At 55.4% G+C, this 14,080-nt stretch carries 11 protein-coding genes; 5 read left to right on the plus strand and 6 right to left on the minus strand.

The features are described from left to right. Positions 1 to 162 precede the first annotated feature (162 nt). The 4 genes from IFU00_11005 (at position 163) to IFU00_11020 (ending at position 4,836) form a co-directional block, all read left to right on the plus strand. Positions 163 to 1,485: an Atrophin-1 multi-domain protein gene (locus IFU00_11005; GenBank protein MBD8542810.1), complete on the plus strand. Its 1,323-nt coding sequence runs from the start codon at positions 163 to 165 to the stop codon at positions 1,483 to 1,485. 129 nt (positions 1,486 to 1,614) lie between these two features. Continuing rightward, on the plus strand, positions 1,615 to 2,142 hold the full coding sequence (locus IFU00_11010; GenBank protein MBD8542811.1) for a serine acetyltransferase: 528 nt from the start codon (positions 1,615 to 1,617) through the stop codon (positions 2,140 to 2,142). Between the two features lie 425 nt (positions 2,143 to 2,567). After that, entirely contained in the window at positions 2,568 to 3,665 is a 1,098-nt protein-coding gene (locus tag IFU00_11015) for a glycosyltransferase (GenBank protein MBD8542812.1), read from the plus strand. Then, positions 3,652 to 4,836 (plus strand): WecB/TagA/CpsF family glycosyltransferase, encoded by a 1,185-nt coding sequence (locus IFU00_11020; GenBank protein MBD8542813.1) that lies wholly within the window; start codon positions 3,652 to 3,654, stop codon positions 4,834 to 4,836. The genes IFU00_11015 and IFU00_11020 overlap by 14 nt, the downstream gene beginning before the upstream one ends. A 112-nt stretch (positions 4,837 to 4,948) precedes the next feature. On the opposite strand, the gene IFU00_11025 is transcribed toward IFU00_11020, so the two are convergent. From IFU00_11025 to IFU00_11040, 4 genes are all read right to left on the minus strand, one after another. Further along, positions 4,949 to 5,809 (minus strand): glycosyltransferase, encoded by an 861-nt coding sequence (locus tag IFU00_11025; GenBank protein ID MBD8542814.1) that lies wholly within the window; start codon positions 5,807 to 5,809, stop codon positions 4,949 to 4,951. 55 nt (positions 5,810 to 5,864) lie between these two features. Then, positions 5,865 to 7,301: an MOP flippase family protein gene (locus tag IFU00_11030; GenBank protein ID MBD8542815.1), complete on the minus strand. Its 1,437-nt coding sequence runs from the start codon at positions 7,299 to 7,301 to the stop codon at positions 5,865 to 5,867. After that, positions 7,298 to 8,164, minus strand: coding sequence for a glycosyltransferase family 2 protein (locus IFU00_11035; protein ID MBD8542816.1), 867 nt, complete (start codon positions 8,162 to 8,164; stop codon positions 7,298 to 7,300). Before IFU00_11035 ends, IFU00_11030 begins: the two co-directional genes overlap by 4 nt. Positions 8,165 to 8,479: 315 nt before the next feature. Then, on the minus strand, positions 8,480 to 9,445 hold the full coding sequence (locus tag IFU00_11040; GenBank protein ID MBD8542817.1) for a hypothetical protein: 966 nt from the start codon (positions 9,443 to 9,445) through the stop codon (positions 8,480 to 8,482). A gap of 416 nt (positions 9,446 to 9,861) precedes the next feature. Here IFU00_11040 and IFU00_11045 point away from each other — a divergent pair, with 416 nt between their 5' ends. Next, positions 9,862 to 11,301: a discoidin domain-containing protein gene (locus IFU00_11045; GenBank protein MBD8542818.1), complete on the plus strand. Its 1,440-nt coding sequence runs from the start codon at positions 9,862 to 9,864 to the stop codon at positions 11,299 to 11,301. 167 nt (positions 11,302 to 11,468) lie between these two features. Here the strand turns inward: IFU00_11045 and IFU00_11050 are convergent, their stop codons facing one another. After that, positions 11,469 to 12,674, minus strand: a complete 1,206-nt coding sequence (locus IFU00_11050; protein MBD8542819.1) for a glycosyltransferase — start codon at positions 12,672 to 12,674, stop codon at positions 11,469 to 11,471. Next, positions 12,671 to 14,068, minus strand: coding sequence for an O-antigen ligase family protein (locus tag IFU00_11055; protein MBD8542820.1), 1,398 nt, complete (start codon positions 14,066 to 14,068; stop codon positions 12,671 to 12,673). Before IFU00_11055 ends, IFU00_11050 begins: the two co-directional genes overlap by 4 nt. Positions 14,069 to 14,080 lie beyond the last annotated feature (12 nt).

Below are 14,080 nucleotides of genomic sequence, written 5' to 3' on the forward strand. Positions count from 1 at the left end.
ATGACATTTTTATCAAGCACGATGATCCGGCGCATCATCCCGCCCATGATCTGTGCATCGATCGCAGCTTGCGACGGTCACGCTGCCGTGGATGCGCAAACCGCAACGGTAGCAGTACAGCCTGGCGCAGCAGATACCAATGCATCCGCGCATGGCACCTATTTGCGTCCTTACTCCGCCACTTCGTTGTGGAATGTACGGCCCGTTAAACCCGTGTTTGGAACATTTGTCATACCCAGGTCCAGGTATTTTCCCACCGTTACGTCGGGCGCTTATTCCACTGGCGTCTTCCTTGCGTCATCGTCTGACAAGCCAATGACGGTTGTCGGTCGCGGCTCCAGCGATACCGCCACGAACACCGTTTCCGATCCTGACAATGGCGCCGCGCGGGTGATCACGCTACCCCGCTGGCCTGCCGGCGTGTTGCCGGCTACAGGCACGGATGGTCATGCGGATATTGTCGATCCGGTCACGAATACGATCCACTCCTTCTGGCAACTCAAGCAGAATGATGGACGCTGGACCGCTGCGCTCTATTCATGGAGCAATCTCGCGGGCACGGGCTGGGGTGATCCTGCTCATTATTACCAGGGTGCCCGCGCCGTGGGCGTCCCGGCGTCGGCTGGTCTGATACGCAAGCATGAAATCAAGGATGGCTTGCCTGTCTACCACCATGCCCTGGCACTATCGCTGGCCCATAACGCGTTGTCGAATGGCGTGAATGGCCCGGCGTATATCTTTCCGGCTACATCGGCCGACAACACGCTGACAACCAATACCGGCGCCATTCCAGAGGGCGCACTGCTGATGCTGCCACCCGGCTTTGACACCGGCGCAATCGACGACCCAAAACTGAGGAAGATCGCCGAAACGCTCAAGGTGTACGGCGCCTACGTGGTTGACCGAAATGACGGTACACCATTTGTCATATACGTCGAAAACGATGCAGGCTTTCACCTGATGCGCACTGGCTGGGACAACAAGATCGCCAGCCAGCTCGACACAATACGTGCCGGCCTTCGGCAAGTGACGAGCGCGCAAGCCTGGATCGACGCCAAAGGCAATGATGCGTCCGCTGCGATCAAGGCGCAACGAAACATGAATATTCTGTCGATGCGCGGCCCCTGGCAACAACAAGCCGGCACCGCTGCAGCAAGCTACGACACCGCCACGCAGCGCTTGGTGTTCGATGCAACGATAACGAAAACCGTGTATGTCAATTCCAACAATACCGGCATGACGCGCGTTTCATGGGCCGTGCCAAAGGCGGGAGCTAAGCTCACGTTTTCGGTCAGCGCAACTGGGGGCGCTGCGCTGCGCATGCAACTTAACACCAACGGACAGATTACCTTCGACAGCAAAGATCTGAAAGATGGACAATCGGTGAATCTCACGTGGCCAGCCAGCGCCAAGGTGACCTTGATCGCGACGAGCGGAACAAAGGGCGCCTCGTCGGTTCGCGCCAATCTGGTGCTGGCACCCTGACGCTTCCTCTACACAAAACGGGTAGTTGTAGCACGCGCGCGATCAAGCGCACACAGTTGCCAAAAGTGCAAATAGTCGAAAGTTCGCTACAATACTGCCACGTAGAAAATTTTGTTTACTGGGGATCTGATGCAGGATAGGCATGACTGGGATTGCGATCTGCTGCGATATAACATGCGGCGACCGTTCTTGCGTGAGCAATCGATTTGGGCCATCTGGCTATATCGACGAGGACGTAGCCTCGATGGACGTCCGGCCGGGTTTGGCAAGAAATGGCGCATGCCCCTGTACTGGTTGATGTTTCGCCTGATCGAGACTGTGACTGGTGTTAGCCTTCCCAAATCTGCCTCGATCGGTCCCGGATTACGCATCTGGCATTTTGGCGGTATTTTCGTTCATCCCGATGCGAAGATTGGCGCCAATTGCACCTTGCGGCAAGGCAATACGATCGGCAATCGCCATGTCGACGGTCCAGTCCCGGTCTTGGGTGATAACGTTGAGCTCGGTGCTTACGCGCAGATACTTGGTGGAATAACAATCGGCAATAATTGCCGCATCGGCGCAATGTCCGTCGTACTGCACGATATGCCAGACGGCAGTACTGCAGTGGGCGCTCCAGCCCGCATCATCATGGCACCCGTGACAAACGAACACTGATGAAATAGTGCCGCGTTGGCGCGGTCACGGTCGACGCCTCGTTAGAGCCATGCGAGATCTGGATAGCGAAACCGAAGCACCTCGCAACCGGTGCTGGCGACCTGATCACGCGTTGACTAACGCATCGCAGGCGCAACCACAACACGCTTCAGCAGAAAAGTTTGCAAAAAAACATTGTCGCCACAAAAATTGCGCTTACCATATTGCTTAAAATCAGAATCATACCGAACGGCGCACTGCGGGTGGCCGTTGGCCAGGCTATTTGAGGTGCCGAGTGAGCACCCTGCGCTTGTCGCTATGTACATTCCCGTTCGTAACCCCCAGGAAGGATCGTTTTGATATCTGCGTTTTCGCTCGCTCTGCTCGTGCTGCTATGTGTCGTTCTGATACCGATACTGGTGCTGCTTGCACAAGTACTCCTGGCAATGTTTCCAGTGCGCCCCGCGTCTGCACTGCCCGGCCCGCGTCCACGCGTCGCGGTATTGATACCTGCCCACAATGAAGAGGCGGGCTTGCTCGCGACCCTCGCCAGCGTGCAGCCACAGCTGACGCCTGGCGATCGTATTCTGGTGGTTGCCGACAACTGCAGCGACCGTACTGCAGATGTCGCACGACTGGCCGGTGCCGACGTGGTCGAACGCAGCCATGCGCAATTGCGCGGCAAAGGCTACGCGCTGGACTTCGGCGTGCAGGCGCTGTCGGCTTCACCACCCGACGTGGTAGTGATCATTGATGCTGACTGCATCGTTGGCGAGGGCACGATCGAGCGCGTGGCAGGCCTGGCAGCGCAGCATGGACGGCCGGTCCAGGCGCTCTACCTGATGTACCTTCCTACCGGCAGCAGCGCGCTGAAAAAGATCGCCGAATTTGCCTGGCTCGTCAAAAACAAGGTCCGCCCGCTCGGTTGGTTCCGCCGGGGCTGGCCTTGTCAGCTGATGGGTACCGGGATGGCCTTTCCCTGGCAGACGATTGCCAAGGCCAGCTTGGCCACCGGCCATATCGTTGAAGACATGAAACTGGGAATGGACCTGGCGCTTGCTGGCAGTGCGCCGATGTTCTGCCCCCATGCCCTGGTATACAGTTACTTCCCGACGAGTACCGAAGGTGTGCAAAGCCAGCGTACACGCTGGGAGCACGGGCATCTGAGCATGATTGCCAGCACGGCTCCTGCTACGCTGCTTGCCGGGTTGCGCCGTGCCAGCCTCAGTCTGTTTGCCTTTGGACTAGATCTGTGCGTGCCGCCACTGGCATTGCTGGTACTGCTGGTGTGCGGGCTGGGAGTGCTGAGTTTGTTGCTGGCATTGTTTGGCGGCCCGGCTGGGCCGCTGGTGTTGGCCGTACTAGCCGGCGCAGCGCTGGGTGCGGCAATTTTGATGGCCTGGTGGCACCACGGGCGTGCCGTACTCAGTGGTAAAGAACTCGGCCTTGCCGTCGTCTATGTCTTGGCGAAAATACCACTGTATTTTCGCTTTCTGTTCCGGCGCCAGGTCGCCTGGGTGAGGTCCAAACGTGATAGCGAATAATATTCTGACAGCACCTCATGACGGTGCGCCCGTTGAAACCGACTTTGCGCGCCGGGTTTATTGTGTGCTAGGACTTCCGTTCGATGCAATCGATACCGAACAAACCGTGCAGTTGCTGCTCAAGCGTGCCCGTCATGGCGAGCGCTGCTTTTTCTCGACGCCTAATTTGAATTTCCTGATCACAAGCGGGCAGGACCCGGAATTCCGGGACTCGGTACTGCGCTCTTCCCTGTCGCTGGCCGACGGCATGCCAGTCGTCTGGCTGGCGCGCCTGTTGGGCCTACCGTTTACCAGCCGCGTTGCCGGCGCAACGGTCTTTGAGCAATTGCGCGCGCAACACACCATGCCACTCAAGGTTTATTTCTTTGGTGGTCCCGACGGCGTGGCGCAACAGGCGGCCGACGTTCTGAACGCCGAGCAGGGCAGCATGCGCTGCGTGGGCGCGTACTCACCTGGCTTTGGCACACTGGCAGACATGAGCACACCGGCCGTCATCGAGCAAATTAATGCTAGCAACGCTGACCTGCTGGTAGTTGCCTTGGGTGCCAAGCGCGGCCAGGCGTGGATAGAACACAATCTCGCGGCCCTGCATACACCACTGATCAGCCATCTTGGCGCAGTGGTCAATTTCGTTGCGGGCACCATCAGCCGCGCGCCGGTTGGCGTTGGCCGGTTCGGCCTGGAATGGTTATGGCGCATCAAGGAAGAACCGGCGCTATGGCGTCGCTACTGGAATGACGGTACAGCGCTGGTGCGCCTCCTGATCACTCGCGCCCTGCCCGGCGCCATTGCTTTGCGCAATGCCCGTGCCGCTACAACGGCGCAGGTGCTGTCGGAGCGGGATGATGGGCATCACTACACGCTGACTCTGGACGGAGCGTGGCACGATGCTGCACTGGCCGATTTACGAGCCGCGCTCGCGCGCATGACTTTGCAGCGGCGTCACATTCACGTCGAACTGATGGCCGATTGCCGTCTCGACAGCGCAGCGCTAGGCTTGTTGCTTCTTTTATATGGCCACCAGAGCAGGATTGGCGCTCCCCTGAGTGTGGATGCCCAAAATCCAACGGTACGGCGCACCATGCGCCTGCAGAATGTCGCGTTCTTGCTGGAGGGTTTGAACGAAGCAGTACCGCTTGGGCCCGCGACGATACCTGCGGGTCCGCGATAGCTCGCTACCGGCCACCGAGAGGACAGACGGGGGACGTGAGCAACGTCTCGCCGTGATTGGCGGTATTTCGCGAGAATCGGTTGCCTGGTGCGGCTGAGACTGCCGCCCGACTTCAAAGAATAGAGCTGCCTAATGACATCGTAAACTCGCCTTTACGCATCTTTTGCAATGCAAACTTCGAGTACCTGCTACGCAACATGACACCGATGTCGCCCAGAGTCAGCCGCACCTGCTGGTAGCCGACCAACGAATAGAGTATTCCCGCCAGGTCGTCGTGACTGCAATGTTTCTGATAAAACATACGAGCAGCTCGCAGGATCTTTTCCGACGACCTCTGCGTGATACGCTCGAACTCGTGTGAAATATCCATGACGTAGGTATTGGCCTGGATGCTGCGCGCCGGGCCGGCAGTCTTGATGAGTCGGACCCACATATCCCAATCCTGCCACGCTGGCAAATCCGCGTCAAAGGAGCCGGCATCTTTCATCCGTTGAGGCGTAGTAAACACCTGGTTGCCAACGGCATTCGTTTTCACGATCTGCTCCGGTGTTACCAGTGCTTCCTTATCCCATAACCAGACTTGTTCGCCGACATTGACAATGCGGCGGTCGAACAGGCACGAGAAATGCTCCCCTTTCTGCTCGAGACGCAGCCATTCGGACAAAAACGTTTCCAGCCGATGCGGCAGAAAAATATCATCGTCATCGAGGCCAGTAATAAAATTGCCAGTTGCAATTTCGATCGCCTGATTGCGGGCAGCACATGCACCGATCGATGTGTCATTGTGGATCAGCTTGACTAATTGTGGCCCCTCCAGCCCATTCACATAATCGCACGTACCATCCGTTGAGCCATCAGACACGATAATCAACTCAATATTCCGGTGCGTTTGCGACAGCACCGAATTGACGGCACGCTGCAGCAATTGCAAACGATTTTTCGTGGGTATATAGACTGTTACCAGATTTTCCATAGATGTCGTTTCTCGATAAATTTGCACATGATTAGGTACGTCTTGAATTCAAGGTCTACGCAGTTTTCATGCCGATCATTTTTTTACAACTTTGCACGACGTCTTTAGAAAATATCACGATCAATGCACCGTAAATGATGGCGCCGGCCAGCGTAGTCACGGCAAATACAATCAGTGCGGCAAGGCTGGTCCCTGACAGGAAGGAGAATAATGGATACAACGCAGCCGTCATCAACAGTGCAAACAGCACCGGCTGCCATATCTCCCTGAACAAACCCATCAAGCTGGAATTGAGCTGTTTCGTTGCAAAATAAAAATGAGGAATTCCGTTCAACACGTTCGCGATCAAATAACAGCAAGCAACTCCTTCAATCCCCCACTGCACGCCAATCAGAAAGCTGCCGACCTGCAGGACAGAACCCAGCAATCCAAGACGCATCATGAGATCTGTCCGACCTGTCGCCATGAAGACCGAGCCTGTGGTCGAAATCAATGATTGTAAAAATCCGACCGGTGCCAGCCATGCCAGAACCATCGGTACCTTGCCCCATTGGTCTCCCAGCGCGATCAGCACGAACGGCTCACGCAATAGCCAAAGTCCTGCCATCATGGGCGCAGTTAACGTCGCAATCAGCCGAATCGAGCGGAAATACAGCTGCCCCATTTTTTCCCGCTCAGTTTGCTGACGGCTCATTACCGGGAAGAGTGCTCTGCCAACAACGTAGCTCATGCTCTGCAACGGAAACATCATGACTTTGTAGGCTTGAGCATAAATACCCAACTGTATCGACCCCAGTACCCTGCCGATCACCATGCTGTCCGCATTGCGCGCAAAAAAATTGATGAAGTTAAAGCCTGTCAAATTGCCGCTGAACCCCCAGAGCGAGCGCAGCTCCGCGTTGTTCCAGATTTTTTTCGGACGCCATGGGCTGGTCGTCCACAACTGTACTGAAGAACATATTGCCGATGCCAGGGTGTTCCACACCAAGCTGTAGACGCCATAGCCAAGGAACGCCAGGGTGATCGCCACTGTCAGTCCGACTAACGAGGAGATGATTTCAATTCGTGCCACCGTTTGAAACCCCGAACGGCGCTCAAGCAAAGCCTGATGAACAGCGCTGGCGCTCGTGATCGGGAACACGATCGACAGCAGGCAAAGGACGGGAGCAAGTCGGTCGATCCGGAAATAGGCTGCCAGAAGTGGCGAGGCAATGATCAGGGCCAGCGTCAAAAACACGCCCATCCCGACGTTCAACCAGAAAACTGAACTGGTCGTCTCCTCCGTGAGGTTTTCCTTCTGGACCACAGCTGCAGCCGTTCCCATGTCTCGGAGCAGGAAGGCGAAGTTGGTTGCAACAGTCGCCATCGCCAGTAATCCATACTCGGAAGGTTGCAACAGCCTTGACAAGACAAACAGGGAAATCAGCTGCATGATGACCCGTGAACCCTGCGACAGCGTCAGCCAGCGCGCATTAGACATCGCAGACATCATGCTGTTTTTCTTTCTGCACCAAAACCGTATGCGGCGATCATTGCGCGAATCTGGTCATCGTTAAACTTACCGACGAGATTATCTTTCCAGAGCGCGACATCTTGCGAACCGTCCCAGCAATGCACTTCATGGTGCTCGGCGACGCGTTTGAAGGTAGCGCCATTCATGCTCGCCATCCACCAGAACCAGATATCGTCACCACGTGGACACAGCGCGGTGAAGGCAGGAACATTGAGTATTTCAGGTCCGAACACATTGGCGGGATATAGCACGCCGCCGATACCGGTCGGGAAATTCAAAGGGCTTGATTCTGCATTGCTGGTTTCAAACTCCCATTCGTTGTAGGAGACAGGTAGCCCGTTCGCGTCAAGTCTGATGCGATGCATCCGGTGGCAAATGACCTCAAGCTTGCCCGGAACGCGCGCCTGAACTAACTGCTGCAACCAGTCACGCCAGTAAAACACATCGTCGTCTGCTGTCACGATCGCGCTTGCACATCCCTGCTGCAACAGCGGTATCATTTTTTTGTATGACTTGGTATCGTCGCAGGCGATAATTTCCAGGCCGGCTCGCTGCAGACGGGTGACTGCCGGTGGTAGCAGCGCCATATCCGCATGAGCGATCCACAGCACGACCCGATCTGCCGCATAGGATTGCGACAGCAGCGATTTCAGCGTCCAGTGGAGCGTGCTAAAGCGTGGTGGATAGGACGTCAGGGAAACGACAACCCCAGCCTTGACATCGTTTGCACACCCAGGCCTGCGACCATAGCGTCTCCAATTCATTTCCAGAGTTGCATGCAAAATGAGCTTCTTCCAGCGCAAGTGCAGCCTGCTGCGTTTATTTTGCAACCAGCTAATCATGAGTTACAACCCTACTTGACATAATAATATTGCTATAAATTAATAGATCCCTTGCGGTGTACGAGCACCGATTGCTGGGAGCACGACCAGTGATGCAGCCCTTATGAGTGACTTGGCAATCGCCGTTGCGCAGCGTCGGGTCACAACGATCAACAGTCCAGGCATGTTTCATCCAGGAATCTTGTCTAATTTTACACGTTCTGAACAAACGCGTATTCCGCTCACGCATTTGGCCGCGGGAGTTCATTCGAATCGCTCTTCGCAGTCGGAAGCCAGCGTGCATGACGCACTGTGCCCTCGCAACACAGCGCCTGATCACGACAACGAAGGCAGTGGTCGCGCCGCCGACGTCGACTCGCACTCTGCCAGCGCGAAAGTCGACAGCGCGACATTGCATAATTGCCTATCCATCAACCGCACCAGCTCACCATCACCATCATTGAATTTGCGCGCGAATATCATTGGTCCGCCACCGTAGACGTTTTCTTCACTAAACCGCCGAGTGGAAAGGAAGTAGTCCACATGGCTGATCGACATGTTGGCAGGACTGGCGCCACCAGCGCTCCAGTCGGTATAAGTCAAGTTCCGTCTAACGTGGGCCAAGAATGGCGAGTTTCCCAAAATCGTGTGCAGGAATGTCTCATCAGCGTACTGCGTACCTTTGAAGAACTGCACCAGTGCCGGATTACGATCTTCGAATTGGAGCAGATAATCGCAAGCAGCCCTCGTGAGTGCCCACCAGGTCGAGCCACCATATGGCGTCAGGTTGCCCAGTGCGCGCTGAAGATTACGTTGACGGGGCATGATGCGTGCCTTGAGCAGGACGCGTATTGCCAGGCTTTGCAGCAGTGACAGTGTTGGGCGCACCTTGTAGGTCGTCAGGCGTGCCAATGGCTTACCCGCCGCCTCGCACGGCATCGGCACCATGCTGATAAATTCAACAGTGCGATGAGCTGCAAAGAAGGCGTTGATGTCCGCCGTCGGCCATAGCGGGTAATCGACGCCGCTGAGTAATACAAAGCGATCGAAGTTGCCTGCTGCGCAGGCAGTTTTCATCAAGCTAAGAATCGCCTCCACCTGAGAAAAGTCACCCCAATGGACCGCGACCGTCTCATCCCGTGGTAACACCCTGACATCGTCCGACTGCAGATGAATGAACGCGTTGAGATCCGTTTTCTTGTCCACATGTACAAAGAACATTGCCCCATCTGACCGCAGGCGATTAATCAATCGCTGCAGGTGCAGGGGATTGCCGTGCACTAGTAGCAAATATGCGATCACGCCGCTTCGGATATTAGTGTCATTTATTGTCATTACATTGAAGCCGTTTTAAAAGCGTTGCGGGAGAGTGTCATTACTGCTCCGCCAGCATGTCATTACTAAATACATGCCACGTACCGTTACCAATTGGTAACGATAATTTGAATACCGTCCATACCAAGAATTCCATCTAGTCACTTATTTCAGGCCTCGAATTTAAATGGGTAAAACGTCTAGCCAAGATCATTACGAATAGCCGGGAATTGAGTTTACCTCAACAGTCTTAACAATAAAGCCTCATTACGCACCATTACTGTGCGGAATTGTTTTCTTAAACCAACGGTTCTCCAAATTTCACACAAATATGTTCTTTGGGTGAAATTTTATTCCCTATATGCATTAAGATTTCCACTGGTCACTAATTCAACGAGTAAATGATGAACAATTTTCAACAAAGTCCAATTCTGAAACGCATACATGCTTACGGCGGCATGACGCTTGTTGCTGCCGCGCTCGGGATTGGAAATGTAAATGCGCAATCCATCAATCTTGCAGCAAACAGACCTGCCATGGCGTCTTCGTTTCAAACGAGCACCATGGTGCCTGCAAGTGTCGTTGACGGTGATCCGAAAACGCGTTGGTCGTCAACATTTTCCAATACAGAGTGGATCCAAATCGACCTCGGCTCGGTACAGAGTTTTAACAGCGTCCTGCTTGATTGGGAAACAGCGTTCGCCCGCGCATACAGCCTTCAAGTATCCACCAATGGCAGTGCCTGGACGACCGTGTTCAGTACGAAGACTGGCCTCGGTGGCGCAGAGAGAATTGACTTTCCCGCCACAAACGCACGTTTCGTGCGCATGGTGGGTACGCAACGCGCAACGAACTGGGGCTACTCGCTGATCGAGTTCAAAGTTTCGAACGAGCCGAAGCGCACCGTGGTTGCGGCTGTCAATCCACTTCCGACCGATGCGATCTTTGCGCCGACGAGCTTCTGGTACCAAGTAATTCCCACGAACGTTACCCTTCACCCCAACTCGGCAATGTTCACGGCTGATGTCGAGCGTCAGATCAAAGCGTATTACGGCAATGTCACCATCAACACCACTTCCTATGCAAGCCCGGTATATGTAGCGCCGGCGAATACCCCTACAGCCGCAGTGCGATTCTGGGATTGTCAGAACAAACGGTACACCGACCCGGGCCTGGTACAGCAGTGGTCTGCCGTTCCCATGCCAACCCACGCGCAACCGGCAGTTGGCACCGACAGCGAGATGACGGTATATCAGCCATCCACCGATACCATTTGGGAGTTCTGGCTGACCCGCAATCAAGGCGGCGTGTGGCAAGCGTGCTGGGGCGGTCGTCTTCAGAACGCCTCCAAGAGCAGCGGTATCTTCCCAGGAAGTTACGGCACCACCGCAACCGGCTTGCCATTTCTCGGCGGTCAAATCACTGCTGAAGAGCTCCAGCGGGGCGAAATTCGCCACGCAATCGGCATCTCGCTGGTTGAACTTGCGAGCTGGAACGTCTTCTCTTGGCCGGCACAACGTTCTGATGGCTACAACCCGAACAACGTACCAAACCGTATCGCCGAAGGTCAACGTTTCCGCCTCGACCCAAGCATCAATGTCGATGCACTCAATATTCACCCGGTTGCCAAGACGATTGCCAAGGCAGCACAAAAATATGGTTTCGTGGTCTGGGACAAAGCTGGATCGGTCAGTCTGCGCGCGCAGAATCCAAAATCGTACACTGCCCTCGGCCAGCCAAATCCGTACAATGCCCTGTTTAACGGCACAGCCGAATACAACGTGCTGAAAGGCTTTCCCTGGAATCGCCTGCAATTCCTTCCAATGAATTACGGCAAGCCCTGATTGCTGATACTGCCCCCCCTGTAAGACCCACCCGTCAACACGCAGTACACCATGAACGGGAACGTTTCACTTAAAGCGACCTCCGGCACCCCCGGGAGGTCGCTTCACGTTCGCCACAAAAACCAACAGTACTCAGCACCGCATTTTTGCACGATGAAATGCCGCCATCAGGCCAACGTGGCGTTGATCAAACGCGACAGCTTGGCTGCCTCGGTATCGATCGCGTGGCGTTCCAGCACACGGCGATAGCCGGCTTCGCCCATCGCCTGCAGCTGTTCGGGCGAGGTGGACAGGCAGACTTCCAGCATCTTGGAAAGCTCGTCCACATCTCCGGCCGGAAACAACCAACCCGTCTCGCCGGTCCGTACCAGTTCCGGAATGCCAGCGATGAATGTTGAAAGTACCGGGCGGCGCAGCGCCATCGCTTCCATCACGACCACAGGCAAGCCTTCGGCAAAGCTTGGCAGCACCAGGGCACGTGCTGACAGCATTTCCTCACGTACCCTGTCTCCATCGATCCAGCCTGTGATGCTGATGTGATCCTGCAAGCCGGACTCGGCGATCAAGGCTTCGATCGCCGGGCGCATCTCGCCGTCTCCGGCGAGCACCAGGTGAATCGCCAGGCCTCTGGCAACGACTGCCTTCACCGCGTGTACGAGCAACATCTGCCCCTTCTGCTCGCACAGACGACCGACACAGACCAATCGTGGCGCAGCGGGAATCGGGCGCACAGGCACCGCATGGAAATCTGGATCGATGCCGCAATGAACCACTTGCACCTTCGGCCAGTCCGTTGCGGCTGCCCAGCGGAACAGCTGGCTGCGGCCGAATGAGCTGACGCCGACGACGAATGCCGAACGGCGAATTTTTTCCGCCAGCCACAGGAATTCCGGCTTGTCGAACTCTTCCGGACCGTGCACGGTAAAACTGTAGGACGGACCGCCAAGAATATTGGCGAGCATCGCCACCTCAGTTGAGTTGGTGCCGAAGTGAGCATGCAGATGGCGCGCGCCATGGGCCGCCATCCAGGGCACGATCCGGCATGCTTCCGCCAAGTAAATCAGGTGCAGAGGCAGTGGCCGGTCGGACCGCATGCCGATCTTGCATGCCAATGCCAGTGCCTTGAGCAGACGCCCCGGCCGCGTGAGCGCCATGCGCACGACGTCCATGCCCATGGCGAATGCTCCATCCTGCAGGACGTAACGGGTAACGGCGCGTTCGCGCACGTCTTCTTCATCGCGCAGTTCGTCGGCCCAACCTCTCATCGCCAATCTTTGCACGTCGTAACCTTGACGCTCCAGCGCAAGGATCTCGCGTCGGATAAAACTGTGACTAATTTTGGGATACTGGTTCACCAAATATGCAATCTTCATGCTCGGCCTTCATTGACGGACCCGCTGTTGCGGTCCAGGGAATACAGGTGCACGAGCGAGCAGGCTGCGCCCACCGTGAACCAGAAGTACCAGTTAAACACCAGATAACGGAACATGTTGTCGGAGTAGGAAACTATCAAATATTGAACCACCACTGCCAGCAGCAGAAAGCCGGATACGCGGTCCATACGGGCGAACGACCTCAGCGTCCAAAGAACGCGTGCATATAGCCACAAGTAGCACGCCAAGCCGATCACTCCCGTTTCGAAAAGAAATTGAACATACACATTGTGGGCATCCCATCTGACCGTTCGGTCCATCGGGAAAAACGTTCCCGCAAAATGACCGAACCCATCCAATCCGTAGCCGTAGATCAACCTCATTGGCTCCATCCACCCGATTGCCGCTTTCCAGAGCAACTGGCGCCAAGCAAAGGAATTCAGTGGTGCATAGCGGACCACTTCATTACCCTGATTCAAGTCCATCAAACGATCCTGAATGGACGGAACGAACACGACGACGAGTGGCAATACGAGCAAGTACAGCAGGTATTTACGCTCGAACAACAATGCGTACAGTACGAAGATCAACAAACAGGACAGCCAAGCGCTGCGAGTCTGGGTCAGCAGCAGTTGAATCAGCAACAGCGGCAGATAACAGCAAACCACAACGCGGCCAGTCGGCGTGATGTTGAAAAGCGGGCTCTTGAGCATGTACAAGCACAGAACCAGCATCAGCGCGACATAGAAGGCCAGAATGTTCGGGTGTGTAAAGGTAGATTCCAGACGGAAGTTGCTTGTACCCACATTCAGTGCGATATCGACGAATGCATATAGCGTGGGGATTGCCGACGACCACAGCACCAGCCGAATGGCTTTGTTGAAGTCGTCAATGGAGCGCACCATGTAGACGGCAATGATAAACATCGCAAAATTGGACAGGATGCCGAGGTATTGTTTGACCGCATTTGCTTTCTCATAGGAGATCACAACGCCAACGGCCATCATGACCAATACCGGGAACCAGAACCGCGCCAGTTTGGTCGGGAATTCCTTGGGCTTCTCCATCACAAGCATGCAGGTAATCAGGATAACGACGAGGTTAATGAGCCCGCCAATACCCATGCGAGTATCACCGATACCAACTTGCGTCGACTCCAGGACACGGTCTCCAACGGAACGGAACAGGAGAATCAGTATCAACAGCTTTTTATAGTCGTACACCAGCAGCACGCCAAGCAGCAACACAGCAGGCAAGGCAACGAGGCGACCAGGATGATCTCCCACGGCATCGGTAAACACAGGAATGGCTGCGCCGATCAAGAGGCACAATATGACAATCGCCGCCATGAGCCATACTGGCGCCTGAAACGGATTTTTGATCCGGGCACCCATTATTTGTGAGCC

It is taken from the genome of Oxalobacteraceae sp. CFBP 8761 (genome assembly GCA_014841595.1).
Classification (GTDB): domain Bacteria; phylum Pseudomonadota; class Gammaproteobacteria; order Burkholderiales; family Burkholderiaceae_D; genus Telluria.